This is a genomic window from Pseudomonas sp. CFBP13528, from assembly GCF_005233615.1.
Lineage (GTDB): Bacteria > Pseudomonadota > Gammaproteobacteria > Pseudomonadales > Pseudomonadaceae > Aquipseudomonas > Aquipseudomonas fluorescens_AM.
The window spans coordinates 48,199-74,850 of record NZ_QGAJ01000014.1 but is presented as its reverse complement, the minus strand read 5'-3'; the positions used below and the strand labels follow the sequence as shown (position 1 = coordinate 74,850).

Below are 26,652 nucleotides of genomic sequence, written 5' to 3'. Positions count from 1 at the left end.
AGCGGCGTTTTCCTGATGAGTACCGTGCCCATGTCCAACAACAATAATCGACTGACCCTCAGCGCCCCCTTGAGTGGACCGGTGCTGGCCCTGAACAGCGTCCCCGACGAAGTGTTCGCCAGCGGCGCCATGGGCGACGGTATCGCTATCGACCCATTGAACGACTGTCTGCAGGCACCCTGTGACGGCGTGATCATCCATGTCGCCCGCACCGGGCACGCCCTGACCCTGCGCGCCGACAACGGTGCCGAGGTGCTGATGCATGTGGGCATCGACACCGTGGAACTCAATGGCGAAGGCTTTGCCTTGCTGGTCAAGGAAGGCGCACGGGTGAGCCAGGGCCAGGCGCTGGTGCAGTTTGACCTGGACCGCATTGCGCGTCAGTGCAAGAGCCTGGTGAGCCTGATCATCCTGACCAACAGTGATCGCTTTGAACTGACGCCTTTGGCGCTGAAAACGGTCAAGGTCGGAGAGCCATTGCTGCAGATTGCCGCGCGCGCGACCAGCACCGTTCAAGCAGCTGTGGATAACTACAACTCAAAAGCCGACTCCGAAGCCGACTCAGAAGCCAGCGCCAGCGTGCGCATCACCCACCGTGGCGGTTTGCATGCCCGCCCCGCCGCCTTGATTCGTAAGACGGCCCAGGGCTTCAGCAGCCAGTCGCACCTGCACTTCGCTGACAAGTCGGCATCGTGCGACAGCCTGATTGGCTTGATGGGCCTGGGCATTGGCGAAGGCGACGAAGTGCGCGTGAGTTGCCGTGGCAAGGACGCCGAGGCCGCGTTGCAAGGGTTGATCGCGGCATTGTCCGTGGCAGTCAGCGAAGTCCATCACGCGCCGGTGGCCGCTGCTGCGCCCCGTCGTGCCAGTGTGGAAGCCGATGTGTTGCAAGGCGTTTGTGCAGCGCCCGGCCTGGTGTGCGGGCCGCTGTTTCGCCTGACCGGCATCGAGCTGCCGGAAGACACCGGCAACCATTCGGCCGACGACCAACAACAGCGCCTCGACACGGCTCTGCAGCAGGTGCGCGATGAAATCCGCAGCACCCTCGACCATGCCCGCCAACGCAAGAACGTCGAGGAGGAAGACATCTTCGCCGCCCACCTCGCGCTGCTCGAAGACCCGGCGCTGCTGGAAGCGGCCACCGCCGCCATCACACACGGCAGCGCTGCCACCCACGCCTGGCGCGATGCGATCCAGGCCCAGTGCGCGGTGCTGCTGGCACTGGGCAAGCCGTTGTTTGCCGAGCGCGCCAACGATCTGCGCGACCTGCAACAACGCGTACTGCGCGCCTTGCTGGGCGAGGCCTGGCACTTTGAACTGCCTGCCGGGTCGATCGTCAGTGCCCATGAACTGACGCCGTCAGATCTGCTGCAGTTGAGTGAGCAGCGGGCTGTGGGTATCTGCATGGCCGAAGGCGGCGCCACGTCACACGTCGCCATTCTTGCGCGGGGTAAAGGTTTGCCCTGCGTGGTCGCGCTGGGTGCCGAGGTGCTGGATGTGCCTCAGGGCCAGCGTGTGGTGCTGGACGCCGTCAATGGCCGGCTGGAACTGGCCCCCAGTGACGCGCGTCATGCTGAAGTCCACCAGATTCGCGACGCGCAGAAGCTCCGTCGCCAGCAGCAACACGCCCAGGCGCAACAACCGGCACGCACCACCGATGGCGTGAGCATTGAAGTCGCCGCCAACGTCGCCTCCAGCAACGAGGCCCGGCACGCATTTGAAAATGGCGCCGATGGCGTCGGTTTGCTGCGCACCGAATTTCTGTTCGTCGACCGCCGCACCGCACCGGATGAACAGGAACAGCGCCAGGCTTATCAGGCCGTGCTGGATGCGATGGGCGACAAGTCCGTGATCATTCGCACCATTGATGTGGGCGGTGACAAGCAGCTCGACTACCTGCCGCTGCCTGTCGAAGCCAACCCGGTGTTGGGCCTGCGCGGCATTCGCATGGCCCAGGTGCGCCCGGAACTGCTCGACCAGCAACTGCGCGCCCTGTTGCAAGTCTCGCCGCTGGCGCGTTGCCGCATCCTGTTGCCGATGGTCAGCGAGGTGGACGAACTGCTGCAGATCCGCCAACGCCTGGATCAACTGTGCGTGGAACTGAACCTGACGCAGCGCCCCGAACTGGGTGTGATGATCGAAGTGCCGGCCGCCGCGCTGATGGCTGAGCAGTTGGCCGAACACGCGGACTTTTTGTCCATCGGCACCAATGACCTGTCCCAGTACACCCTGGCCATGGATCGCGACCACGCAGGCTTGGCTGCCCGCGTCGACGCGCTGCATCCAGCCTTGCTGCGGCTGATCGCCCAGACCTGCGCCGGTGCGGCAAAACACGGGCGTTGGGTCGGCGTGTGCGGCGCCCTGGCCTCCGACCCGCTGGCCACGCCGGTACTGGTCGGCCTGGGTGTCAGCGAACTGTCGGTAAGCCCGCCGCAGATCGGCGAAATCAAGGACCGCGTCCGTCACCTGGACGCGGCGCAATGCCGGCAACTGAGCCAGACGCTGCTTGACCTGAGCAGCGCCAAGGCCGTTCGCCACGCCTGTCAACACCACTGGCCGCTGAGCTGACAACAACAAGAATAGGGAGACACGCCATGTACCAACATTTCATCGAAGGCCTGCAACGCCTGGGCCGCGCCCTGATGCTGCCGATTGCGATCCTGCCGATCGCCGGCCTGTTGCTGCGCCTGGGCGACACCGATTTGCTCAACATCGCGGTGATGCACGATGCCGGGCAGGCGATCTTCGCCAACCTGGCGCTGATCTTCGCCATCGGCATCGCCGTGGGCTTTGCCCGCGACAACAACGGCACGGCCGGCCTGGCGGGGGCGATTGGCTACCTGGTGATGATCTCCACACTCAAGGTGATGGACACCTCGATCAACATGGGCATGCTCGCCGGTATCGCCAGTGGCCTGATGGCGGGCGCGCTGTATAACCGCTTCAAGGACATCAAGCTGCCGGAGTACCTGGCGTTCTTTGGCGGGCGACGCTTTGTGCCGATTGTCACCGGCTTTTCGGCGGTGGGCCTGGGCGTGATCTTTGGTTTGATCTGGCCGCCGATCCAGCACGGCATCAACAGCTTCGGCGTGTTGCTGATGGAAAGCGGCAGCCTGGGCGCCTTCGTGTTTGGCGTGTTCAACCGTTTACTGATCGTCACCGGCCTGCACCACATCCTCAACAATATGGCGTGGTTCGTGTTTGGCACCTTCACCGACCCGGCAACCGGCGCGGTGGTGACCGGCGACCTGACCCGCTACTTCGCCGGCGACCCGAAAGGCGGCCAATTCATGACCGGCATGTTCCCGGTGATGCTGTTCGGCCTGCCCGCCGCGTGCCTGGCGATGTACCGCAATGCGTTGCCGGAGCGCCGTAAAGTGATGGGCGGGATTTTCCTGTCGATGGCACTGACCTCATTCCTGACCGGCGTGACGGAACCGATTGAATTTGCGTTCATGTTCCTGGCGCCGTTCCTGTACCTGATCCACGCACTGCTGACTGGCCTGTCGATGGCGCTCACCAACCTGTTGAATATCCATCTCGGCTTTACCTTCTCCGGAGGGTTTATCGACATGGTGCTCGGTTGGGGCAAATCCACCAATGGCTGGCTGGTGTTCCCGGTTGGCTTGGCTTACGCGCTGATCTACTACTCGGTGTTCACCTACTGCATCCGCCGCTTCAACCTCAAGACGCCGGGTCGTGAAGATATCCAGGTGGTGCAGGCCGAGGCCATGAGCGACAACCAGCGTGCGACGGCCTACATCCAGGCGCTGGGCGGTGCTGAGAACTTGCTGAGTGTGGGTGCTTGCACCACGCGGCTGCGCTTGGACATGGTGGATCGCAACAAGGCGGTGGATGCTGAACTCAAAGCGCTGGGCGCCATGGCTGTCGTACGGCCAGGTAATGGCGGCAGCTTGCAGGTGGTCGTCGGGCCCATGGCCGATAGCATTGCTGATGAAATTCGCTTGGCCATGCCGGGGTTTGTTGCGGCAGCGCCTGCAGCGGTTGCGCCTGTGGATAAGCCAGTGACGGTGCATGTGCAGGAGGCCGAGAAATGGCTGAGCGCGCTGGGTGGTCGAGAGAATGTGCGCCAGCTGGAAGCAGTGGCGATGACCCGGTTGCGGGTGGAGTTGGGGGATGATTCGCGGTTGTCTGAGGCTCAGCTCACTGCGCTGGGCTGCCAAGGGGTAAGTCAGCTCGACAGCGGTGTTTGGCATCTGTTGATGGGCGACAGGGCATCCGGGTTGGGTGAGGCGTTGGAGCGGTTGGTCAGTGGCCGTGAGGTCGCCGCCAGGGTTTAGAGATGTCGTGGTTGTTCTGGCCTCATCGGGGGCAAGCCCCCTCCCACACTTGACCGCATTGCCAAGTCCGGCACCGATCAAAATGAGGGAGGGGGCTTGCCCCCGATGAGGCCAGAACCGCCAACAAAAAAACCGCTGGCCAAACTGGGCTAGCGGGTTTCGACAATCTCCGACCCATCAACAATTTCGGTAGCCTCAGTATTGCCCCCCAAGACTGACAGCCACCGCGTAGTGATAGGGCAGATTGGCCATGGCTTGGGTAATCGCTGAAAAACAAAGCAACTGGGCTTTACCGGTGGAGCGAACTGAGTGCTCTCTTTGAGCGACGGTATCCGGTGCAAAAGAGAAGGATTGGTATTTTTTCCTGACCTTGAGCCAGGTCGAGAACTCGAAGGATTGGTCACCACTTTTATAGGTAAAGCGGTGTGTGGCCTGGGTAGACACTCGTCCTCGGGCAAAGACAGGTATTTGTGCTCGCAGAACGAATGTCAGATAGCTCCAAGGATGGAGGAGGTATGCCTCTGGCGCAGCACCGATGTCCCAGCTGGCAGCAGTGAGTTCAAATGTGCGTGCAGTGCCGTTCAAAAGACAGAGTGCGACATGGCTGTGGGAACTGACTTGTTGGACTTTATTCCAGATGACGGTTTCGTCTTGTCTAGCGTCTTTGAGGGTTTCTTGAAAGTCGCTTTCGCGATTGAGGTGTTCGGTATCGTCCATGAGGTGTGGCTCAGCTTAAATGAGTCGATCAAACTAATGGGGCTGATTCCGAGCGGCAACCGCTGGGTATTGTCAGAAAGATCGGGGGCGCCTGTCACGACGCCGATGAGGCCCTGACAGCCAACAAAAAACCCGCTGACCAAACTGGCCCAGCGGGTTTCTTGTTTATGCAGCCCACAGATTAGAAATCCGCCAACTGCCACACGTCACGCCGGTATCTCACCGGGGTGGCTGAGCTTCCAGGCTTTAGTCACCGAATACCAGGCTTACCGACTGGGCCCCCGCATTCTTGACGGTGAAATCCTTTGCCTGCGCGGCGGTCCTCAAGGTGTAGGTGTAATTGGACGAGGCGGTCCACTGCGCTTTGGGCGACTTCTGATTCGTGATAGCAGGCACGCTGCCAATATCGGTAAACGTACCGTTGCCTTTATCATCCAACATGCCGTTGCTTGCGCTGCCTTCGCCAAAGTTGTTGTTCTCGGAAAGAATGTTGGCGTTTTGCGCCAGCGTAAAGCCGAGATGAAACTTGTTGATGTAGTTGTTATAGACATGGAAGTAGCCATAACGCATCAACCCCGGTGCGCGCACTTCCATATTCTCGAAGCGATTATGGCAAATAGTCAGCCGTGGGAAACCATTGAAGGCTGTGTTGTTGTCATCGCTCGGGTGGCCCAGGATCAGGCCATACTTGTGGTTGCCGAAAAAACAGTTGCTGATGGTCGCGTAGTCGGCCTTGTCGCCGATGTATAACAGCTTGTCGAGGCTGCCATCGTTGGCGGACCAGTCATGGCCGACAAAGGAGCAGTGATCGATCCAGTACTTGCTGCCGTAGTTGAGGTACAGCTGGATATCATCATTGGCCTTGATACCCGCCGAGTGCTGGAAAACGATGTTCTGAAAAATGATGTTTTGCGACTCAGGTGTCGCACGCAAGTGAATGTTGTTGAGCGTGCGGTTCTGGAACGAACCGACCAGGGTTTTATTTGAACCCATGGAGACCTTGGTCAAACTGGACGCCGAGATATTGCTATTGATCACCAGCACGCGGGGTGTGGAACCGGCAATATTGGTTTTGAGCTGATCCAGGTTAGTGATGCTGACAACCGGACCGGACCAGCCGCCAGTGACCTTAGCGGCTTTGGCGAAGCCGGTCATGCCGGTGAGTTTGCTTTCTGGATAAGACATAGGAGTTCCCTCTCTTTCAACATGGGACCCGATGATCGGGTCAAGAATGAAACATGACCGTCCTGGTCATGTGCACAGTGGGATGATTGGCGGCGCAACCGACTGAACGTCAGGTATTGCCGAACACCCCATATACTGTACATTTATACAGTGCCATGTGAAAGAAATGGCGTCAAGCGTGGATGGATATACACCATGTCCATGCGCTCAAACATGAGAGCCGGGCTTGCTCGCGACAGGGTCGTTACAGCCAACAAAAACCCCGCTGGCCAAACTGGCCCAGCGGGTTTCTTGTCAACGCAGTATTGATCGTCGCCATGCTCCGCGCGGGAATGATCAGTTGGCGGTGGCTGCTGACACTTCGCGAAGATCCAGCACCCGTTCCACCATCAACTGAATGCCCTCCACCATTCGATGAATACCCAGCACGGCATCACGCTGGGGACCGTCGACATCAAATGCCAGATTACTCGCCAGTGCCTGTACCGATGCCAGGTCTTGAGAGGCGTTGGCGAGCAGGGTTTCGCTGTTCAGGTGGGTCAGGACGGTGAAGATTTGGTCGGTGGGCGGGGAATCAGATGGGGGGTTTGGGCTCATGGTAAAACTCCTGAAAAATAGGAGCTGTCAGCATCACTTGCAGATGATGGGTGGCAGCTGTGCGCGGGTCTGCAAGACCGAGTCAGGAGCACCTCGGCAGACCCAAAGGTCTCCCGCGCACAGCCACCAGAAAACGATGACCATGAAAAGCGCCACGATTATAGCGGCGCTTCCGAGCTCCTAACATTATTTCGGCGGGCTTGCAGTCCCGGTCGCTGAATTGGCAGCGACTGGCGAAGGTTAGTTGTGCGAGTTCCGACGGACAACCTGAAAGGCTTGTCGGAAATCTCCGAGAGATGTAGATCCAGCACGCAACAAAAACCCGGTCTAAGCCGGGCTCTTTGACCTCATTTACTCAACCCGAGCAAACCGCTCAATAACAGGCTGTTCTCGATGTTCTGCCTGCCACAGGTCATAGCTGCTCTGCATTGAGAGCCACATCTGAGCTTTACTGATGCCAGCGCGCTCCAGCCGTACCGCCAGATCAGGACTGACCGGCGCGTGTCCGTGAAGAATTCTGGAAAAGGTCTCCCTGGCGAAACCCAGGCGCCTTGCCACTTCAGTGATGGTCATTCCGAGCCCCGGAATAACATCCTCAAGCAGTATTTCTCCTGGGTGAGGAGGATTGTGCATACCCATAAACAGACCCCTTCTCAGTGGTAATCGAGATAGTCGACCAGCTCGACCTGATCGTCGAACATACGAAATATGATTCGCCAGTTGCCAGTGATGCTCACCGACCAATAGTCTACAAGGTCTCCCTTCAAGCGATGGAAGCGCCAACCTGGCAGTTCCAGATCGCTCCAGTGACTCGCACTGTCTAAAATCAGCAAGACACGGCGCAAGCGATTTGCATGGTTCGCATTGATCCCTTTGGTTGAGCCAGTTTCATAAAAAACACGAAGGCCTTTATGTTTCCAACTAACGATCATGGTGCGATTGTGATGTGATACATCACACTCTGCAATAACCGCATATCGGTCTTGATCGTCAGACTCATATCACTGCACCGCCTAGAAAATTCAAACCGATAGGCTAGGAAGACAGGTTCCGAGGGACAACCTGAAAGGCTTGTCGGAAAGGTCTGAGGCGCCTGGGCGGACGCCATCGGGGGCAAGCCCCCTCCCACAGTTGACCGAGTTTCATCGTTGGAATGCAGTTGAATGTGGGAGGGGGCTTGCCCCCGATGAGGCCTTGAAAGGCAACAAAAAACCCGCTGGCCAAACTGGCCCAGCGGGTTGCTTGTTTATGCAGCCAGCCGATTAAAAATCCGCCAACTGCCACACCTCATACGCCGGTGTCTCATACGGATGGCTCAGCTTCAAAGCAGCCACTACAGCCACAATCAACTCATCCGCCACCACTAGCTCAACCTTCCATTCCTCAACCACTTCAACCTGGCCCACCTGCCCGATAAACGGCTGGCTGCCGTCCAGCGCGCGGAATTGGCCCTGGCCCAGCACTTGCCAGGCGCAGCTGTCGTAGTCGCCGATGCGCCCGCCGCCGGCGGCGAAGACGGCGGTTTTCACCGTCTCCACGTGGCTGTCGGGTACGAAGAAGGCGAGCTTGTACACGGCCTTAGTTCACCCACACACGGGCGTTGCGGAACATGCGCATCCAGGCGCCGTCTTCGTTCCACTCTTCCGGGCGCCACGAGTTCTGCACGGCGCGGAATACGCGCTCCGGGTGCGGCATCATGATGGTGACGCGACCGTCGCGGCTGGTCAGGCCGGTGATCCCGCGCGGCGAGCCGTTCGGGTTGGCCGGGTAGCTTTCGGTGACTTTGCCGTGGTTATCGACAAAGCGCAGGGCCACGGTGCCGGACAGGTCAGCTTCGAGCAGCGCTTCTTCGCTGGCGAACTCGGCATGGCCTTCGCCGTGGGCGATGGCGATTGGCATGCGCGAACCGGCCATGCCCTGCAGGAAGATCGAGTTGGATTCCTGCACCTGCACCATGGCGACACGGGCTTCGAACTGCTCGGAACGGTTACGCACAAAGTGCGGCCAGAACTCGCTGCCCGGGATCAGTTCGCTGAGGTTGGACATCATCTGGCAACCGTTGCACACGCCCAGGGTGAAGCTGTCGTTGCGCTCGAAGAAACCCTGGAACGCGTCGCGGGCGCGGCTGTTGAACAGGGCCGACTTGGCCCAGCCTTCGCCGGCACCCAGCACGTCGCCGTAGGAGAAACCACCGCAGGCCACCAGGCCTTTGAACTCGTTGAGGTCGACGCGACCGGCGAGGATGTCGCTCATGTGCACGTCGATCGCATTGAACCCGGCACGGTCGAACGCCGCCGCCATTTCCACCTGGCCGTTGACGCCCTGCTCACGCAGCACGGCAACCTGTGGGCGGATGCCTTTCTTGATGTAGGGCGCGGCGATGTCCTGGTTGACGTCGAAGCTGAGCATGGTGCTCAGGCCCGGATTGTCTTCTTCCAGGATCGCGTCGAATTCCTGCTCGGCGCAGTCGACGTTGTCGCGCAGGCGCTGGACCTGATAACTGGTCTCTGCCCACTGGCGTTGCAGCAGACGGCGCTGGCCGGCAAATACGGTGTCGCCATTGAAGGAGATATTGACTTCACCGTTGTTGATTGGCTGGCCAATCACCGCCACGCAGTCGTCCAGGCCGGCGGCGCTGAACTGTGCGAGCACATCCGGGGTAGCGTCCTGGCGCACCTGGATCACCGCCCCCAACTCTTCGTTGAACAGGATGCCGTTGATCTCGGCGGCATCCTCGGCAACGCTGTCGAGCACGATGTTCAGGCCGCAGTGACCGGCGAAGGCCATTTCCACGACGCTGGTCAGCAAACCACCGTCGGAACGGTCGTGGTATGCCAACACGTGACCGTCGGCATTCAAGCCCTGGATCACGGCAAAGAACGCTTTGAGGTCTTCGGCGTCGTCGACATCCGGCGCGTGTCTGCCGAGCTTGCCGTGAGTCTGCGCCAGTATCGAGGCGCCCATGCGGTTCTGGCCACGGCCCAGGTCGATCAGGATCAGATCGGTGGTGCCCTTGTCCATGCGCAATTGCGGGGTCAGGGTCTGGCGGATGTCAGTGACCGGCGCGAAACCGGTGACGATCAACGACAGCGGCGAGGTGACGCTCTTGTCGGTGCCGTCCTCGTTCCAACGGGTGGCCATGGACATGGAGTCCTTGCCCACCGGAATGGTGATACCCAGCTCAGGGCACAGCTCCATGCCGACGGCTTTGACCGTGTCGTAGAGGCGTGCATCTTCACCCGGGTGGCCGGCAGCGGACATCCAGTTGGCCGACAGTTTGATGTCGGACAGCTTGCCGATGCGCGAGGCCGCGATATTGGTCAGGGTTTCACCGATGGCCATGCGGCCCGACGCCGGAGCGTCCAGCAGGGCCAGCGGCGTACGCTCGCCCATGGCCATGGCTTCACCGGTGTAGACGTCGAAGCTGGTGGCGGTGACGGCAACGTCGGCTACCGGCACCTGCCACGGACCGACCATTTGGTCACGGGCAACCAGACCGGTGATGGTGCGGTCGCCGATGGTGATCAGGAAGCTTTTGCTCGCCACGGCCGGGTGGTGCAGCACGCGCTCGATGCTGTCGGACAAGTCCAGCGTGCTTGGGTCGAAATCATCGCCCAGCTCGCTTTCACGTACCGCCGAACGGTGCATGCGCGGGGCTTTGCCCAGCAGCACTTCGAGCGGCATGTCCACCGGGCTGTTGCCGAAGTGGCTATCTGTAACAGTAAGCTGCGGCTCGGCAGTGGCTTCGCCGACCACGGCAAACGGGCAGCGCTCGCGTTCGCAGATGGCCTGGAAGCGCGCAAAGTCTTCAGGGCCAACGGCCAGTACGTAGCGCTCCTGGGATTCGTTGCTCCAGATTTCGTGCGGGGCCATGCCCGGCTCGTCGTTTGGAATGTTGCGCAGCTCGAAACGGCCACCACGGTCGCCATCGTTGACCAGTTCCGGGAAGGCGTTGGACAAACCACCGGCGCCGACGTCGTGGATGAAGCTGATCGGGTTCTTGTCACCCAACTGCCAGCAACGGTCGATGACTTCCTGGCAGCGACGTTCCATCTCGGGGTTTTCGCGCTGTACGGAAGCGAAGTCGAGGTCGGCCGAACTGGTGCCGGTGGCCATGGAAGAGGCAGCGCCGCCACCCAGGCCGATCAACATCGCCGGGCCGCCGAGCACGATCAGCTTGGAACCGACCAGGATCTCGCCTTTCTTGACGTGTTCTTCACGGATGTTGCCCATGCCGCCGGCCAACATGATCGGCTTGTGGTAGCCGCGCACTTCATCGCCACGGGGGGTGGTGATGGATTGTTCGAAGGTACGGAAGTAACCGGTCAGCGCCGGGCGCCCGAATTCGTTGTTGAACGCGGCGCCGCCCAGCGGGCCTTCGATCATGATGTCCAGCGCGGTGACGATGCGCTCGGGCTTGCCGTACGGCACTTCCCATGGCTGTTCGAAGCCTGGGATCTGCAGGTTGGACACGGTGAACCCGGTAAGGCCCGCCTTGGGCTTGGCGCCCCGGCCGGTGGCACCTTCGTCACGGATTTCGCCGCCCGAACCGGTAGCTGCGCCAGGGAATGGGGCAATCGCAGTCGGGTGGTTGTGGGTTTCAACCTTCATCAGGATGTGCACCGGCTCCTGCACCGCGCCGTACTGGCGGGTTTCCGGGTCCGGGAAGAAGCGGCCGGCGACGGAGCCGACGATCACCGAGGCGTTGTCCTTATAAGCCGACAGAACGCCTTCGCTGTGCATCACGTAGGTGTTCTTGATCATGCCGAACAGGCTTTTTTCCTGGCTCTGGCCGTCGATGTCCCAACTGGCGTTGAAGATCTTGTGACGGCAATGCTCGGAGTTGGCCTGGGCGAACATCATCAGTTCGATGTCGTGGGGGTTGCGCTTCAAGCCGGTAAAGGCGTTGACCAGGTAGTCGATCTCGTCTTCGGCCAGGGCCAGGCCCAGTTCGGTATTGGCCTTCTCGAGGGCGGCGCGGCCACCGCCGAGCAGGTCGATCGCCGTCAGTGGCCTGGCTTCGGCGTGGCTGAACAGCCCGGCAGCCTGTTCCAGCTGGCTGACGATGATCTGGGTCATGCGATCGTGCAGGCTGCTGACGATCAGCTCGGCGTCGGCATCGCTGAACTGGCCGGCCACGTAGAACGCGATACCACGCTCCAGGCGCTGGATTTTGTCCAGGCCGCAGTTGCGGGCGATGTCACTGGCCTTGCTCGACCACGGCGAGATGGTGCCGAACCGCGGCAGCACCAGGAACAAGCGGCCGGTCGGCTCTTGAACGGGAACGCTTGGGCCGTACTTCAGAAGGCGTGCGAGCACTTGCTGTTCGTCGGCGGTCAAGACGCCGGTTACGTCGGCGAAGTGAGCAAATTCAGCATACAGGCCTGTAACAGCTGGAACCTTCTGGCTCAGTTGCTCAAGGAGTTTGCTGTGGCGAAAGGCAGAAAGGGCAGGAGCGCCGCGCAGGATCAACATCTTCGGGACAGCCTCGGGAAGGGGGTGTGCTTTGAGGCCGTGCATTCTAGCGTAAACCTTCGCCCACGGCACCCGAAACGCTACCGGTGGCCGCTGCCGAACGTCAGTTGGCACGGTTTGCGCGGTGTCGAGGGGCATTCCATGGCATCGGGCGCAGATATTTTAACCGTCACAATCACGCGCCAGGCCGCGTTTCTGCGGGATGCAGCACAGTTTCGCAGCGACTAGCAGACAAGTGTGCCGCTGTCGAGATATGGCGCCGTGGGCCGTTTGCGTATACTGCGCAGATGTTCTCCCCAACTGCTTTGCGCCCGCGATGCGCCAAATGGCTCATCGTCACCGGACTCTTCCTGATGCTCAGCGCCTGTGTTGATAAACCCAGCACGCTCGAGCGAATCAAGGAGGATGGCGTATTGCGGGTGGTTACCCGGAACAGCCCGGCTACCTATTTCCAGGACCGCAACGGTGAAACCGGTTTCGAATACGAACTGGTCAAGCGCTTTGCCGATGACCTGGGCGTCAAGCTGGAAATCGAAACCGCCGACAACCTCGATGACCTGTTCGGCCAGTTGGGCAAGCCCAACGGTCCGGTGCTCGCCGCCGCCGGCCTGGTCAGCAGCGAGCAGCGCCAGCAGCAGGTGCGCTTTTCCCACCCGTACCTCGAAGTGACGCCGCAGATCATCTACCGCAACGGCCAGTCACGGCCGACCAATGCGGCGGACCTGGTCGGCAAGAAGATCATGGTGCTCAAGGGCAGCACCCACGCCGAGCAGTTGGCGACGCTTAAAAAACAGAACCCTGCCATCGAATACGAAGAATCCGATGCCGTTGAGGTGGTCGATCTGCTGCGCATGGTCGACGAAGGGCAAATCGACCTGACCCTGGTGGACTCCAACGAAGTCGCCATGAACCAGGTGTACTTCCCCAACGTGCGGGTCGCGTTCGATCTGGGCAATGCCAGCAACCAGAGCTGGGCCGTGGCCGCAGGCGTTGACAACAGCCTGCTCAACGAGATCAACAGTTACCTGGACAAGGTCGAGAAGAACGGCACCCTCCAGCGTCTGAAAGATCGCTATTACGGGCACGTCGATGTACTGGGGTATGTCGGCGCCTATACCTTCGCCCAGCATTTGCAACAGCGCCTGCCCAAATACGAGAAGCACTTTCGCGCCTACGCCAAGGAAGAAAAGGTCGACTGGCGACTGTTGGCGGCCATCGGCTACCAGGAATCGCTGTGGCAGCCGGCGGTTACATCCAAGACCGGCGTGCGCGGCTTGATGATGCTGACCCAGAACACCGCCCAGGCAATGGGTGTGTCCAATCGTCTGGATGCCAGGCAAAGCATCATGGGCGGCGCCAAGTACCTGGCCAAGATCAAGGACGAGCTGGACGACAAGATCGCCGAGCCCGACCGTACCTGGTTTGCCCTCGCGGCCTACAACGTCGGTACCGGGCACCTGGACGACGCGCGCCTTCTGGCCAAGAAGGAAGGCCTTAACCCGAACAAATGGCTGGATGTGAAGAAAATGCTGCCGCGCCTGTCGCAGAAGCAGTGGTACAGCAAGACGCGCTACGGTTATGCCCGGGGCGGCGAGCCGGTGCATTTTGTGGCGAACATCCGGCGCTACTACGACATTCTGACCTGGGTGACCCAACCGCAGCTGGAAGGTAACCAGGTGGTGGAAGGCAACCTGCATGTGCCGGGTGTGGACAAGACCAAGCCGCCGGAAGAAACCCCGCAGCTGTAAACCCAATGCGCCATAGAGCAATGTGGGAGGGGGCTTGCCCCCGATGAGGGAGTGTCAGTCACTGGATGGATTGACTGACAGACCGCCATCGGGGGCAAGCCCCCTCCCACATTTTGACCTCTACTTGGCTTGGAGACCGGTGAGCAGATGGACCACGCCCACCGCCAACACCATGACGCCCGGCACGCCCGCCGCTTTCAGCGCTGACTCATCCAACCGCCCCGCCTCTTTCAACTGCACCCGCACCCGCGTCAGCGCCACGCGTTGTTGCGACCTGAGGTTGGCCTCGCCGCCCAATGCGCTCAGCACATCGACCGGTAACAGGCTCTCCCCCGCCGGCGCCGCGACCGTTTCCGCAATCAGATCCGGCGTCAGGGCTTTCCAGAACGCCCGCTGCAATTTCTCGAACATGCTCAGTGCTCCACGACAGATGAGGTTTCAACGGTGGCGGCGTGGTACAGGCGCAAAGCCTCACGCACCTGGCCGGCTTCTTCCAGGCCCAGCACCTGCCGGGCGATGATCTGGCAGTCGACCAGGTCCAGTTCACGCACCGTGGCCTTGATGCTCGGGATCAACTGCACGCTGACCGACAGTTCATCCACGCCCAGTCCGATCAACACCGGTACCGCCAGGGTTTCGGAGGCCAGCGCACCGCATACGCCCACCCACTTGCCATGGGCATGGGCAGCCTTGACCGTAGTAGCGATCAGGCGCAGCACCGCCGGGTGAAAACTGTCGGCCTGGCTGGCCAGGCGTGGGTGGTCGCGATCCATGGCCAGGGTGTACTGGGTCAGGTCATTGGTACCGATGGAAAAGAAATCCACATGGGGCGCGAACACATCGGCCATCAACGCGGCGGATGGCACTTCAATCATGATGCCCAACTTTGGCAACTCGCTGAGCCCGAGTGCCCGCGCTTCCTCCTCGAGCACCTTGCGCGCCAGATGCAGCTCCGAAAGCAGGCTGACCATCGGCAACATGATGTGCAGCCGCGCCAGCCCGGCACAGGCGAGGATTGCGCGAAACTGTTCGCGCAACAGCTCCGGCCGCTCCAGGCACAGGCGAATACCGCGCAAGCCCAGGAACGGGTTGGTTTCGGCTTCCATCGGTACATAGGCCAGCGGTTTGTCGCCGCCGACATCCAGGGTGCGCACCACCAGATTGCGCTCGGTGCCCAGGGCACGGGCAATGGCGCGATAGGTGCCGGCCTGCTCGGCGGGGCTGGGCGCGCGGTTGCGGTCCAGGTAGAGAAATTCCGAACGCAGCAGACCGACGCCTTCGCCGCCCAGGGCCAGTGACTGCTCCACATCCTGCAACGAGGCGACGTTGGCCGTGACGTCGACGTGATGGCCGTCACGGGTGACGGCAGCCTGGGCGGCCTCGGCCACTTCGCGTTGACGTCGCACCCCCTGCCGCGCACGGGCCGCCTGGGAGTGGTCGATGTCGACCTGGTCCGGCTCCAGGTGCAGTTCGCCCTGATCGGCGTCAAGAAGCACGTGCGTACCCTCGGCCAACGCCAATACGTCAGCGGGCGCACCACAGAGGGCGGGAATGCCCAGCGCGCGGGCGAGGATTGCGACGTGACTGGTAGCGCCGCCGCCGACCGTGACAAACCCCAACACCTTGCGGGTATCGAGATTCGCGGTTTGCGAGGGGGTCAGTTGCTCGGCGATCAGGATCGCCCGCTCCGGCAGGGTCCAGGCGCGGTCCTCAACACCCAGAATCAGTTTGAGCACGCGCCGGCCGACGTCGGACAGGTCTGCCGCACGCTCGGCGAGCAACGCATTGCCCAGGCCCTGGAACAATTTAGCCGTGGCGGCGGTGGCGCTGTTCCAGGCAAATGCTGCGCTCTTGCCCTTGGCCAGCAACAGGTGGGCCTGCTCGAGCAGTGTCGGGTCTTCAAGCAGCTCCTGATGGGCGCGGAAGATGTCGGCCCGGGCACTGCCGGCGGCGCCGGCTTGCAAGCGTTGCAAGGCCTCGTTGGCCGCCAGCAGGCCGCGCACCAGTGCATCGCGCTCGGTGGCTTCGCCGGCGCCGGCTTCAGTAATAGTCAGCGCAGGCTCGGCCACCTGGACCACCTGGCCGAACGCCGAGCCCGGTGACGCACATACCCCGCGCAGCAGCGCAGCCGACGACACCGGCGCGGCAGGCTCAAGCCGTTCAGCCGCAGCCACCACCGTTTCGCCACAGCCCTCGGCCAACAATGCCGCCAGCGCCCGGATCGCGGCCTCGGCGTCTTCACCCGCCGCGCTCACCTGCAAGGTGTCGCCCTGCACGGTTTGCAGCGCCATGATCGCCACCAACGACTTGGCGTTGGCACTCTGGGTCTGCTTGTGCAGGTAGATGCTCGAACTGAAGCCTTTCGCCGCCTGGGCCAGCACCGCCGCAGGGCGAGCGTGCAAGCCGTGGGCATTGAGCAAGGTCAGCGGTTTGGAGAACAGCGCCGAGCCCTGCTGCTCATTCGCGTCTGCCGCTGCCGCGCCGGGCGAGAGTCGCAGCACCGGCCGGCCCTCTTCAATCAGGTCGCCCTGCGCCGCCAGCACCACGAACGGCTCGCCACTGACCACCAGCATCAAGGTCAACACACTGCGGGCATTGAGCGCGACATAGTCGGCGTCGAACTCGATCAACGGCTGGCCGGCCGTCACCCGCTGGCCCTCTTCGACCAGGCGGGTAAAGCCCTTGCCTGCCAGGCTCACGGTGTCCAGGCCGATATGCATCAGCACCTGTACGCCGTTGTCGTCGGTGACGCTGACCGCATGGCCGCTGTCCTGAATATTGCTGATCACTCCGGCCAGCGGTGCACAGAGGGTCTGCGAGGTGGGATCGATGCACACACCATCACCGATCATGCGGCTGGAAAATACCGGGTCCGGCACCTGATCCAGCGCCAGCAGCATTCCGGACAGGGGTGCCAGCAGTTCCAGGGGTTGAGAGGGGTTCATGGCTTCACCTGTTGTTGTTCTTTAAATTCATGGCAAACGAAGATCAAATGTGGGAGGAGGCTTGGCCCCTCCCCCATCAGTACGAGTCATTTCCACCAGTATTCAACCTGCACGCCCATGTTCGACCCATGCCGCGCCGTGCCGTAGGCACCGGTGTCGGACAACGCCGAACCTGCCGCCAGCTCATTCGCCGCGCGCTTGGCCGCCTGGTTCCAAGTGGCATAGGTGTAGTACAAGCGCACTTCCGGCCGTGCCCAGAACTCCGGGCCCTTGGGCGACCAGGTCGGCGCGAAGGTGAATTTGCTCAGCTTGCGCGTACCGCCCGTGGCCTCGACCTGATCGTGCCCCAGCTCGGTGACCAGTTTGAATTGTTCGCTGATGGCATACGCCGGGCGCACGCCGAGCGACAGCCAGTTCAGGTCCTGGCGCCCGGGACGCACATCCTTCTGGTACACCGCCTGCACCTGCCCACCAAAACGCGGGGTCAATTGCCAGTCGAAAAACTCCACGGCACGGTAGCTTTTGCTGCTCTTGTCCAACCGCGTATTGCCGGTGTAACCCAGGCCGGTGCCCGGACCTTCGCCATACTGCAAAGCGAACTTGTTCTTGCCGCCCAGGAACGCGCTTTGCACATGCTGCGCGGTCAACGCCCAACCGCTGTTGGTGTCACGCCCGCCGGCCTTTTGGATGTAGCTCAAGCCAAGCTCCAGTTCGCCGCCCGGGTTGGTGTTGAAACCGGCCACATTGAAGTCATGCCGGGTGGCGTATTCCTTCTGGTACAGGTTGTCTTTGCGTGACAGCGCGTAGCTGTATTTCAAGCCGCCGATCAACACATCCTCGATACCGCCACCGGTGGCGCTCTGGTTCCAGTAGTAGAAGTCGGAGATATGGATGTCGTTACGCTTGTAGTAACGCCGCCCGGCCCACAGCGAACCGCCATTGAGACCGGACAGGTTGGACCATTGCGCGTACATCTGCGGCATACGCGCAGAGCCGTTGTTCTCGCCCTGGAATTTCAGGGCGCGGTCGTACTTGTTATAGAGGGACGCCATGGCATCGACGCTGAGCACCGAGCCATCGTCGAAGGTCAGCAGGTCCTGGCGCAATTCCAGTTCGCCGTACTGCTCGCATTCGTTGCCCAGGCGATATTTGGTTTGCGCGCCCGGCAATTGGAAGCACTGCTGCTTGCCGCTGCCGGTAGAGGTGCCGGCGCCGCTGCGCAGGTAACCGCCAAACTCCAGGGCTTGAGCGCCAAAGGGCAGGCTCAGGCAGGATGCAACGAGGCCCAGCTTTATTGTTGTTTTCATAAAGCACTCCGATATTTTTATTGTTTTTCTTACTGTCTTGCGTGACGCGATCGCCTGTAGGAGCGAGCTTGCTCGCGAAGAACTTCCAGGCTCCACGCTGCACCTGGAAGGGCGCGTTATCGTTGACGATCTTCGCGAGCAAGCTCGCTCCTACAGGCGGCATTTCACCCAGTCAGGTGCAGCACGAAGGATTCATAAGGGCGCAACACCACCTTGCTGGTACGCACCGGGCAGTCGGGGTAATTGCTGATCAACAGGCGCTGTTCGTTCGCCGCGTTGACGACCTGCACGGGCAACTGGATTTCACACGGCGTTGCGTAGAAGTTGCTGACCACCAGCAAGCGTTCGCCTCGGCCTTCGCGCAGGTACGCCCAGACCTGGGGATGGCCTTGCAGCAGTTCGCGGTAAATGCCTTCCTGGATCAGGGGTTCACGGCGACGCAAGGCGATCAGCGCGCGGTAGTGATGCAACACCGAATCAGGATCATCCCGTTGGCGCTCGACGTTGATTTGCGCCGCATTGGCCGGGATGTCGATCCACGGCTCGCCGCTGCTGAAACCGGCGTTGGGTTGACTGTTCCACTGCATCGGTGTGCGGCCGTTGTCGCGAGACTTCTGCATGATCGCCGCCATGCTCGACGCCTCGGACTCACCGGCATTGCGCTTGAGGCGAAAGATGTTCAGGGTCTCCACATCACGGTATTGGTCGATCCTGTCGAAGCCCGGATTGGTCATGCCCAGCTCTTCACCCTGGTACACATAAGGCGTGCCCTGGAGCAAGTGCAGTGCGGTGGCGAGCATCTTGGCCGACACCACGCGATGGTCGCCGTCATCCCCAAACCGCGAGACCACCCGTGGCTGGTCGTGGTTACACCAGAACAACGCATTCCAGCCGCCACCGGCCTGCATGCCCGACTGCCAGTCGGAGAAGATCTGCTTGAGTTGCAGGAAATCGAACTCGGCCTTCACCCACTTCTGCAGGTTCGGGTAATCGACTTTCAGGTGATGAAAGTTGAAGGTCATCGACAGCTCTTTCGACGCCGGATTGGAGTAGCGAATACAGTGCTCCAGGCTGGTGGAGGACATTTCGCCGACATTGATCAGGTCATGGCCCTCGAAGACTTCGCGGTGCATTTCGTGCAGGTAGTCGTGCACATTCGGGCCGTCGGTGTAGAAGCGCCGGCCATCGGTGTGGTCGTCGGGGAAATCCGCGGGCTTGGAGATCAGGTTGATCACGTCCAGGCGAAAGCCGCCAACGCCCTTGTCACGCCAGAAGCGCATCATTTTGAAAACTTCGGCGCGCACCTTGGGGTTGTCCCAGTTGAGGTCGGCCTGGGTGTGGTCGAACAGGTGCAGGTAGTACTGGCCGGTTTGCGCCTCATATTCCCAAGCCGAGCCGCCGAACTTGGATTCCCAGTTGTTCGGCTGGTCGCGCCAGATATAGAAGTCGCGGTAGGGATTGTCGAGGCTGCTGCGCGCCTGCTGAAACCACTCATGCTCGACAGAGGTGTGGTTGACCACGATATCGAGCATCAGCCTGATGCCGCGCTTGGCCGCTTCGCTGATCAACAGGTCGCAATCGGCCATGGTCCCGTAGCTGGGGTCGATGGCGTAGTAGTCGCTGATGTCGTAGCCGTTGTCGCGTTGCGGCGAGCGCAGGAACGGGGTGATCCACAGGCAATCGATGCCCAGCCATTGCAGGTAGTCGAGCTTGTCGACGATGCCCAGCAGGTCACCGGTAGCGTTACCCGCGTGGCTGTGGAAGCTTTTGGGGTAGATCTGGTAGATCACCGAGTGTTGCCAGGTCTGCATGGTGGGTTCCTTCAGTAGAATTGGGTGCTGGCCGTGCGGGCCTCATCGGGGGCAAGCCCCCTCCCACATTTGAAATACATTCCCCTGTGGGAGGGGGCTTGCCCCCGATAGCGATGGATCAGGCGACCCTGTATCCCGGCCGAACAATCTTCATGCTCAACACACAGGTCACAACAAAGGGCACGACAATCGCCACGACCATGCCGATCACAAACATCGGAATGGCGCTTGGCACAATCGAGATAAATCCAGGCAGGCCACCGACGCCGATGGCCGACGCCTGCACCTTGTTCAGCGACAGGAAAATGCTGCCCAGCGCCGAGCCCAGCAGCGCGGCATAGAATGGAAACTTGAAGCGCAGGTTCACGCCGAACATCGCCGGCTCTGTGATACCGAAGTAGGCGGAAATCGCCGACGTCGACGCCATGCTCTTATCCCGCGCATTGCGGCTCATGTAGAACACACCCAGCGCGGCGCTGCCCTGGGCCAGGTTGGACATGACGATCATCGGCCAGATAAAGGTGCCGCCCTGGGTCGAGATCAACTGCAGGTCCACGGCGAGGAACATGTGGTGCATGCCGGTAATGACCAGTGGGGCATAGAGCAGGCCGAATATTGCGCCGCCGACCATCGGCGCCAGGTCGAACAACGTCACCACACCCTCGGTAATCAGGATGCCCAGGTGCCGGGTGACCGGGCCAATAATGGCCAAGGCCAGCACGCCGGTGACAACGATGGTGGTGATAGGCACCACGAGCAACTGGATTGCATTGGGCACCCGTGCCCGCAGCCACTTCTCGATCACGCTCATGACGTAGGCCGCCATCAGGATGGGCAGGATCTGCCCCTGGTAGCCCACTTTCTCGACCTGAAACCAGCCGAGAATATCGAAGTACGGCAGGCTCTGACCGTCGAGACCGGCGACCGCCTTGCCATAGTTCCAGGCGTTGAGCAGGTCCGGGTGAACCAGCATCAGGCCCAGCACGATGCCGAGAATTTCACTGCCGCCAAAACGCTTGGCCGCCGACCAGCCCACCAGTGCCGGCAGGAATACAAACGAGGTGTTGGCCATCAGGTTGATCAGGCTCCACAGGCCATCCAGGTTCGGATACGCCTCCAGCAGCGTCTGGCCCTCGATGAACATGCCCTTGGCGCCCATCAGGTTGTTGATGCCCATGAGCAGGCCGGCAATGATCAGCGCCGGCAGGATCGGCATGAACACGTCGGAGAACACCCGCACCAGGCGCTGCATCGGGTTGGTCTTGTCGGCGCCCTTGCGCTTCACATCAGCAATGGTCGATGCCGCCAGGCCCGTGACTTCGCGCAAGGCGGCGTAGACCTTTTCCACTTCTCCGGGGCCGATCACCACCTGGAACAAACCGCCGGTAAAGAACGATCCCTTGACCAGATCGACCTGGTTCAACGCACTGCTGTTGACCAGGCTGGGGTCCTTGAGCGCCAGGCGCAGGCGCGTCACGCAGTGGGCAGCTTGCTCTAGGTTGTCGCGCCCCCCGAGGTTCTCAAGAATCTCGCGGGCAATCATCGAATAGTCGTGGCTCATGCTCGTTTTCCACTGTGATTGTTTTTATGGGTGGCAGTCATTGGCAGCACGCCGAGAGGGAAAAGTACTCGTCTGTACGAGTTAAATCAACAACTCGTCTATACGAGTTACAATTTGTTTAATTTTTGTAAATCGTCCGTCAGACATTTCCACCCACTGCGCCAGTGGCGAATGGACAAACCCCACCGGTGCCACTAAGGTTCCTGCCTTGAAAGCGCCGTTCACCTTCATAGAGCCGGGCATCGAGCCATCCCATGAGCAAATACAACCAGATCTATACCGATCTGCTTGCCAGCATCACCACTGAACGCCTGCAGCGCGGTACGCGCCTTCCCTCCGAAACCGAACTGATGGACAGCTACCAGGCCAGCCGGGGCACGGTGCGCCGAGCGATCGAGCAGCTGCAGGAACGCGGTTTCGCGCAGAAGATCCACGGCAAAGGCACCTTTGTGTTGTCGCCCAACCCGATCGAGTTTCAACTGGGTGGCATCGTGAGCTTCCATGAAACCCATGCCGACCTGGGCGATGACATACACACTGAAGTGGTCGAGTTCACCCAAGTGCCGCTGGAAGGCTCATTGCAACAGCACATCGAGGCCGAACCCGGCACGCTGATCACCCGGATCAAGCGGGTACGGCGCATTGGCGGCAAACGGGTGATCCTCGACATCAACCACTTCGTCGCCGAACTGATCCCCGGCCTGGACCGCTCGATTGCCGAGCAGTCGATCTACGCGTTTATCGAACAGACGTTGCAGCTGCAGATCAGCTACGCGCAACGCACCATCGAAGCCTTGCCGCGCAGCAAGGACGATCAGGCGCACCTGGACCTTGACGGGCAAAGCCATGTGATCGTGGTGAGTAACCAGACGTTTTTGCAGGACGGGCGGCAGTTCGAGTACACCGAGTCGCGGCATACGTTGGACAAGTTTTACTTTTCGGATATTGCGCGGCGCTGAGCCTGAGCCGGGAAGATCACTGCACTGCGATACTCTTCGCCAGTCCTGCTGCCCAGGCAGCCGTCATCTTCTCCCCGACTGCCTCGAACTCCGGGTGAGCGCTTCGGTATTGCGAAAGCTCCGCCATCGCACGGGTCATGCCATCGCGCACCCTGACCAGCAGTTCGTTGCAACGGGCTTGTGTCAAACCACACGCACTGCGTCCGAACTTGACCAGCATCTCGCGCTTTGGCCAGGCTTTCGAACCGCCGAGCAGCAAACCCATGATGTCGTTGCTGCTGTATACCGTGGTGGTCACCAGATCGTAAGCAGGGGCGAGCCAGACGTCCGCGTCCTCTGCGCAGTGCTCATACAGCAGGCCGAAGTTTTTCAGGTGCGCGTCACCGTTCTGGATCCCGGCAGAAAGCGCCACCATCAGGAAGAAGTCTTCCAGTGCCCTGGTGACACGATTGGGCGTGACAAATGACCTGATCAGCTTCGCGCATCCCTGATAGCTGCCGTCGTACTTCCTGGCGGTCCCCCATCCGGATAGAACACACATGTCCTCGAATCCGAGGAAGGCGCTTGCACCGATGTCGAACCGCTTCACCACCAAAAATTTGCCGCGCTGACTAAGCTGAAACTCAGGCACTTCCAGGCCGCAATGGAATGCGGCCCGCATGCAGAAAAACTCATTGGCGGCCAATTGTGAAAAGTCAGCTTCGTTGAACGCCTTCACCAGATGCGTAGCGCCCCTGTGCGTGAGACGCTCAATGCCGGAGGCCGTATCGTCAAGGTCGCGCACCAGTACCTTGGGTTGAACACCCGACACCCCGGAATAGGCCGCGTAGGTTTTCAGAAGATCTTCGAACAGGTGCTTCGCCCCGTCATAGACCAACAGTTCCGAGATCTTGAGCTCAGGCAGTGGCTCGCCACCCGCATCGTGGGCAATGCTGATACGACCTAGCTGGTGCGGGCCTACGATACCCAGCAGGGTGAAGTCGTCAAAGCCGCGTACCGACTTGCTGAACCGTCGCACAAGTTCGTCCTTGAGATACCCCTCAGGGATATGCATCTCGAACAACGGGTGGACTCCATACTTCCAGTTGTAGCTCTCCAGGCGCACAGGCATGGTCAGGGAAACGGCATGCTCTGGAGCAACCTTTTCGTTATACGAGAATACCGAATCACGCCGATCGTCCTCACCGCGCCCGAGCGTTCCAGCAGACACACCATCCGCGCCGATATACAACCGGTCACGTTGGCTAGTCATGGATACCTCCTGATTTCAGCTCATCGAGCGTCTTGCGGCGATGCCTGGGTATGGCGGTCAACTCATACCCCAATCCCTCAAGAATCGCCGCGACCTTACGGATCCCCACTTCCGGGATGGTGTTGTTCTCGATCCCCGAGATAGTGGCACGGCTCATGCCGTGCCGCTGCGCAAGTTGGGTTTGTGAAAGGCCGGCGGCCTTGCGCAGACTTTTGATCAGAGTGCCTAGATCGCCCATATACAAAATGCATCCTATACAATGCATAAATAGCCATTTGCGAATTAATGCACTCTATACGATGCATAAAATCCTGAACAGTGTTTTCTGCGGATACGTTCTTGACTGAAAGCTCACATCCGAAGAAATCAGCCTAATCATCTGGCGACGCAGATTGTTACCGTTGAGATACCCCAGCGGCCTGACAACAAAATACAACGTTCGTAGAATGCCTTCGTGGCTATGGAACTCCTTCCTTCTAACCTCCTATGACCTAGGGGTTTCGCTCTCCACACCGCGCCTGCTTGTTGCAGGCGTTTTTATATCCGCTGTAGAACCACGCAGCTCATCCATGGCGGCGCAAGGGAGAAACTCAAGCATGAATCAAGATATGTTCCTGCGCCGTCGTAGCAAAGTCCACGTCCCGGTGGGCACTGGTGGTGCCACGCACGCTCAGGTCGCGTCGGCTGTCCGCGAAGTCGCGGCGTTCCGATGCGTATTTTCAGAGCCTCTGATTGAACAAATCGGCACTTTGTCGCCGACAGAACTGAAGTACTGGCTACGCGAAATTGTCGGCGTCCTTCGCCGGGAAAATGGCGCTCATATACACCACAGGCCATTTTATCCTGACTTTCCGGAGCAGGTTCTGTCGGCCTCAGAGGCGCAGTTGTACCTGAATGCCGTCCTGCATTACCTCACGCTTCAGCGCCTAACGCCGACTGAAAACTCTCGACCTGCAATGCTTGAGGGCAACTTCATATCCCGCGTGATCGAACCGGGAAGCATCCCCGAGTTCGAGTCACTGCTCGAGCCGCTGGTGTCAGCGCGTACCTCGCTCTCCGAAAGGGACACTGCCGACGTCGTCTGGTTTATCCGAAAGTACAAGAGCGATGTATTCCGGCTGCTGCCGGACACCGTCCCGTTCCGGGAGATCCGGGCGCAGGTTGGCAGTGCACTTATTCAGAATGTAGCTGGGGATGCACGGGTAGACGCATTCCTGCAGCGAAACGTCGACACGGCGACTGACGTGCTACGGCTCGCTGTCGCGCTGAATGGTGGAGACGTGTCACTCGCGACAGCCTCGACACGTTTCACGGCGATGAAGCGCTCGATGCGGCGCCTGCTGTTGCGCCTGCTCGATCATGCACCCAACGCTGCAGAAGACGTAATGCGCCATGCTGAGCGATGGAAACGCCTGGCTGAAGTACTGCATCCGGGCGATTACGCCGACAAGTACCCACGAGCGCTAGCCGCCATCACGGCGGCGCGTCGCAATGAAGCGCCAGACTCATTTGGATCACGTGTCGAAACATTACTTGCCCAGCGTCACATCGCCACGCTTATCCCCATACTACAAAACCGTCCTGGCGAGTTCGCACGACGGCTGGATGTAATCCTGCGGCGCGCGACGGAACCTGAATCGGTTCTCGACGCGTTCGAGGCGGTTGCGCCACAAGTCTCCTCACCTGTCCTGCTGCAGTTGCTGGCTCAGGTACGCGCTCCCCGCCCACTTCCCCTGCGAGCGTTCACACCGAAAGGAGCATTCGCCAAGGTCTATGGTATTGAGGATCGACGCGAACATCTCGCCCCAGACGTATTGGCTAGTGCGGCCAGAATCTGCGAGGAGGCTCTCGTAGCGCGTTTTGCATCGCTTGCGCCATTAGGCCGCTGTTTCATCGATCCAGCATTACGCGAATATAAAGTGCCGCTGGCGCAGCGGGCCTCATCGAAGTCGCTACGTACGCTGGTGCGGGGCAGTCGGCTGCCTATGCCTGACACGCGTTTCATACGCCTGTTCCTGTGGTGGAAGAACGGCCGTGGACGCACGGATATCGACTTGTCCGCCGCATTTTTCGACGCCAACTTCGTGTTCAAACAAACGGTGGCGTACTACAACCTGAAGGGCTTCGGCGGCTACCACAGCGGCGACATCGTCGACGCGCCCGAAGGGGCTTCGGAATTCATCGACTTCGACCTTGATGTCCTTGCCGAAAAGGGTATCCGTTATGTCGTCACGTCTATCAACTCATTCACCGAACAGCCCTACTGCGATCTTCCAGAATGCTTCGCTGGCTGGATGGCCCGCGCCGACACCGCGTCGGGTGAAGTCTTTGAGCCGCGCTCCGTGTTCGACCGTATCGATATCGCATCCGATACAGCGATCTGTCTGCCATTCGTGATGGACTTGCAGGAACGACGCATGATTTGGGCCGATCTTGGGCTCACTTCATCCCCGCGGTGGAACAACGTCCAGAACAACCTCAGTGGGGTATCGTTGATGCTCAAAGCGCTGGTGCATACCCCAAGGCCGGATTTGGAGACATTGTTCGATTTACACGTTCGAGCACGGGGCGAACGAGTGGCTTCACTGCAACAGGCACAGGCGGTATTTGCCGAAGATCAAGGAATAACACCGTTCGATACGGATTTGATTCGATCTCAGTTTCTCTAACATCTATGCCAGCCTTTGCTGTTCTTTGAAAACGACAGTTCATGCTTCGCAGCGTTCTACCCGAAACAAAAATGCCAGTCAGTATCATTCCCTGGCGTTGGCGGGCGACAGACATTGTTCGCGAG

General features: G+C 60.3%; 19 protein-coding genes. 5 read left to right on the top strand and 14 right to left on the bottom strand.

Annotated features, from left to right (window positions below; all coding sequences use genetic code 11):
• The first annotated feature begins 30 nt into the window (after positions 1-30).
• Both ptsP (PspCFBP13528_RS21580) and nagE read left to right on the top strand, forming a co-directional pair.
• A complete protein-coding gene (ptsP, locus tag PspCFBP13528_RS21580; RefSeq protein WP_137201463.1) occupies positions 31-2,568 on the top strand; it encodes a phosphoenolpyruvate--protein phosphotransferase in 2,538 nt (845 codons plus the stop codon).
• A 26-nt stretch (positions 2,569-2,594) separates the two neighbouring features.
• Positions 2,595-4,301 (top strand): N-acetylglucosamine-specific PTS transporter subunit IIBC, encoded by a 1,707-nt coding sequence (gene nagE / locus PspCFBP13528_RS21575; protein ID WP_137201462.1) that lies wholly within the window; start codon positions 2,595-2,597, stop codon positions 4,299-4,301.
• A 195-nt stretch (positions 4,302-4,496) separates the two neighbouring features.
• Here the strand turns inward: nagE and PspCFBP13528_RS21570 are convergent, their stop codons facing one another.
• The 7 genes from PspCFBP13528_RS21570 to purL all read right to left on the bottom strand — a co-directional run bounded on the left by PspCFBP13528_RS21570 (position 4,497) and on the right by purL (position 12,275).
• A complete protein-coding gene (locus PspCFBP13528_RS21570) occupies positions 4,497-5,018 on the bottom strand; it encodes a hypothetical protein (RefSeq protein ID WP_137201461.1) in 522 nt (173 codons plus the stop codon).
• 246 nt (positions 5,019-5,264) lie between these two features.
• Positions 5,265-6,203 carry a pectate lyase gene (locus PspCFBP13528_RS21565; RefSeq protein WP_137201460.1) on the bottom strand — a complete coding sequence of 313 codons (939 nt, stop codon included), beginning with the start codon at positions 6,201-6,203 and terminating at the stop codon, positions 5,265-5,267.
• Positions 6,204-6,539: 336 nt separating this feature from the next.
• Entirely contained in the window at positions 6,540-6,800 is a 261-nt protein-coding gene (locus PspCFBP13528_RS21560) for a DUF6124 family protein (protein ID WP_137201459.1), read from the bottom strand.
• Between the two features lie 351 nt (positions 6,801-7,151).
• Positions 7,152-7,439, bottom strand: coding sequence for a HigA family addiction module antitoxin (locus PspCFBP13528_RS21555; protein ID WP_057013199.1), 288 nt, complete (start codon positions 7,437-7,439; stop codon positions 7,152-7,154).
• 14 nt (positions 7,440-7,453) lie between these two features.
• Positions 7,454-7,732: a type II toxin-antitoxin system RelE/ParE family toxin gene (locus tag PspCFBP13528_RS21550; protein ID WP_065951283.1), complete on the bottom strand. Its 279-nt coding sequence runs from the start codon at positions 7,730-7,732 to the stop codon at positions 7,454-7,456.
• Between the two features lie 330 nt (positions 7,733-8,062).
• Positions 8,063-8,374 (bottom strand): NIF3 1, encoded by a 312-nt coding sequence (locus PspCFBP13528_RS21545; protein ID WP_003193986.1) that lies wholly within the window; start codon positions 8,372-8,374, stop codon positions 8,063-8,065.
• Positions 8,375-8,378: 4 nt separating this feature from the next.
• On the bottom strand, positions 8,379-12,275 hold the full coding sequence (gene purL, locus PspCFBP13528_RS21540; protein ID WP_137201490.1) for a phosphoribosylformylglycinamidine synthase: 3,897 nt from the start codon (positions 12,273-12,275) through the stop codon (positions 8,379-8,381).
• A gap of 287 nt (positions 12,276-12,562) precedes the next feature.
• Here purL and mltF point away from each other — a divergent pair, with 287 nt between their 5' ends.
• The gene (gene mltF, locus PspCFBP13528_RS21535; RefSeq protein WP_101219713.1) at positions 12,563-14,023 is read left to right on the top strand and encodes a membrane-bound lytic murein transglycosylase MltF; all 1,461 of its coding nucleotides are present in this window, start codon (positions 12,563-12,565) and stop codon (positions 14,021-14,023) included.
• Between the two features lie 120 nt (positions 14,024-14,143).
• On the opposite strand, the gene PspCFBP13528_RS21530 is transcribed toward mltF, so the two are convergent.
• From PspCFBP13528_RS21530 to treP, 5 genes are all read right to left on the bottom strand, one after another.
• Positions 14,144-14,434: a PTS transporter subunit EIIB gene (locus PspCFBP13528_RS21530; protein ID WP_137201458.1), complete on the bottom strand. Its 291-nt coding sequence runs from the start codon at positions 14,432-14,434 to the stop codon at positions 14,144-14,146.
• Between the two features lie 2 nt (positions 14,435-14,436).
• Entirely contained in the window at positions 14,437-16,968 is a 2,532-nt protein-coding gene (gene ptsP, locus PspCFBP13528_RS21525) for a phosphoenolpyruvate--protein phosphotransferase (protein WP_137201457.1), read from the bottom strand.
• A gap of 86 nt (positions 16,969-17,054) precedes the next feature.
• Positions 17,055-18,275, bottom strand: coding sequence for a carbohydrate porin (locus PspCFBP13528_RS21520; RefSeq protein ID WP_065951278.1), 1,221 nt, complete (start codon positions 18,273-18,275; stop codon positions 17,055-17,057).
• A 164-nt stretch (positions 18,276-18,439) separates the two neighbouring features.
• Positions 18,440-20,086, bottom strand: a complete 1,647-nt coding sequence (treC, locus tag PspCFBP13528_RS21510) for an alpha,alpha-phosphotrehalase (protein WP_137201456.1) — start codon at positions 20,084-20,086, stop codon at positions 18,440-18,442.
• Between the two features lie 118 nt (positions 20,087-20,204).
• Positions 20,205-21,647, bottom strand: a complete 1,443-nt coding sequence (treP, locus tag PspCFBP13528_RS21505) for a PTS system trehalose-specific EIIBC component (RefSeq protein ID WP_065951276.1) — start codon at positions 21,645-21,647, stop codon at positions 20,205-20,207.
• A 254-nt stretch (positions 21,648-21,901) separates the two neighbouring features.
• On the opposite strand from treP, the gene treR reads away from it, so the two are divergent.
• Complete coding sequence (treR, locus tag PspCFBP13528_RS21500; protein WP_065951275.1) at positions 21,902-22,606, top strand: trehalose operon repressor; 705 nt, start codon at positions 21,902-21,904, stop codon at positions 22,604-22,606.
• A gap of 16 nt (positions 22,607-22,622) precedes the next feature.
• On the opposite strand, the gene PspCFBP13528_RS21495 is transcribed toward treR, so the two are convergent.
• Together PspCFBP13528_RS21495 and PspCFBP13528_RS21490 are read right to left on the bottom strand one after the other, a co-directional pair.
• Positions 22,623-23,858 carry a type II toxin-antitoxin system HipA family toxin gene (locus PspCFBP13528_RS21495; protein ID WP_137201455.1) on the bottom strand — a complete coding sequence of 412 codons (1,236 nt, stop codon included), beginning with the start codon at positions 23,856-23,858 and terminating at the stop codon, positions 22,623-22,625.
• Complete coding sequence (locus tag PspCFBP13528_RS21490) at positions 23,851-24,096, bottom strand: helix-turn-helix transcriptional regulator (protein WP_137201454.1); 246 nt, start codon at positions 24,094-24,096, stop codon at positions 23,851-23,853. The genes PspCFBP13528_RS21495 and PspCFBP13528_RS21490 overlap by 8 nt, the downstream gene beginning before the upstream one ends.
• A 358-nt stretch (positions 24,097-24,454) precedes the next feature.
• On the opposite strand from PspCFBP13528_RS21490, the gene PspCFBP13528_RS21485 reads away from it, so the two are divergent.
• Positions 24,455-26,527 carry a TerD family protein gene (locus PspCFBP13528_RS21485; protein ID WP_137201453.1) on the top strand — a complete coding sequence of 691 codons (2,073 nt, stop codon included), beginning with the start codon at positions 24,455-24,457 and terminating at the stop codon, positions 26,525-26,527.
• Positions 26,528-26,652: the final 125 nt, after the last annotated feature.

Coding starts and splice junctions, on each gene's coding strand:
- mltF (WP_101219713.1), top strand. CDS start 12,563: ATGTTCTCCCCAACTGCTTTGCGCCCGCGATGCGCCAAATGGCTCATC.
- treP (WP_065951276.1), bottom strand. CDS start 21,647: ATGAGCCACGACTATTCGATGATTGCCCGCGAGATTCTTGAGAACCTC.
- treR (WP_065951275.1), top strand. CDS start 21,902: ATGAGCAAATACAACCAGATCTATACCGATCTGCTTGCCAGCATCACC.
- nagE (WP_137201462.1), top strand. CDS start 2,595: ATGTACCAACATTTCATCGAAGGCCTGCAACGCCTGGGCCGCGCCCTG.
- PspCFBP13528_RS21550 (WP_065951283.1), bottom strand. CDS start 7,732: ATGATCGTTAGTTGGAAACATAAAGGCCTTCGTGTTTTTTATGAAACT.
- PspCFBP13528_RS21565 (WP_137201460.1), bottom strand. CDS start 6,203: ATGTCTTATCCAGAAAGCAAACTCACCGGCATGACCGGCTTCGCCAAA.
- PspCFBP13528_RS21560 (WP_137201459.1), bottom strand. CDS start 6,800: ATGAGCCCAAACCCCCCATCTGATTCCCCGCCCACCGACCAAATCTTC.
- purL (WP_137201490.1), bottom strand. CDS start 12,275: ATGTTGATCCTGCGCGGCGCTCCTGCCCTTTCTGCCTTTCGCCACAGC.
- PspCFBP13528_RS21490 (WP_137201454.1), bottom strand. CDS start 24,096: ATGGGCGATCTAGGCACTCTGATCAAAAGTCTGCGCAAGGCCGCCGGC.
- PspCFBP13528_RS21570 (WP_137201461.1), bottom strand. CDS start 5,018: ATGGACGATACCGAACACCTCAATCGCGAAAGCGACTTTCAAGAAACC.
- PspCFBP13528_RS21530 (WP_137201458.1), bottom strand. CDS start 14,434: ATGTTCGAGAAATTGCAGCGGGCGTTCTGGAAAGCCCTGACGCCGGAT.
- PspCFBP13528_RS21555 (WP_057013199.1), bottom strand. CDS start 7,439: ATGGGTATGCACAATCCTCCTCACCCAGGAGAAATACTGCTTGAGGAT.
- PspCFBP13528_RS21485 (WP_137201453.1), top strand. CDS start 24,455: ATGAATCAAGATATGTTCCTGCGCCGTCGTAGCAAAGTCCACGTCCCG.
- ptsP (WP_137201463.1), top strand. CDS start 31: ATGTCCAACAACAATAATCGACTGACCCTCAGCGCCCCCTTGAGTGGA.
- ptsP (WP_137201457.1), bottom strand. CDS start 16,968: ATGAACCCCTCTCAACCCCTGGAACTGCTGGCACCCCTGTCCGGAATG.
- treC (WP_137201456.1), bottom strand. CDS start 20,086: ATGCAGACCTGGCAACACTCGGTGATCTACCAGATCTACCCCAAAAGC.
- PspCFBP13528_RS21495 (WP_137201455.1), bottom strand. CDS start 23,858: ATGACTAGCCAACGTGACCGGTTGTATATCGGCGCGGATGGTGTGTCT.
- PspCFBP13528_RS21520 (WP_065951278.1), bottom strand. CDS start 18,275: ATGAAAACAACAATAAAGCTGGGCCTCGTTGCATCCTGCCTGAGCCTG.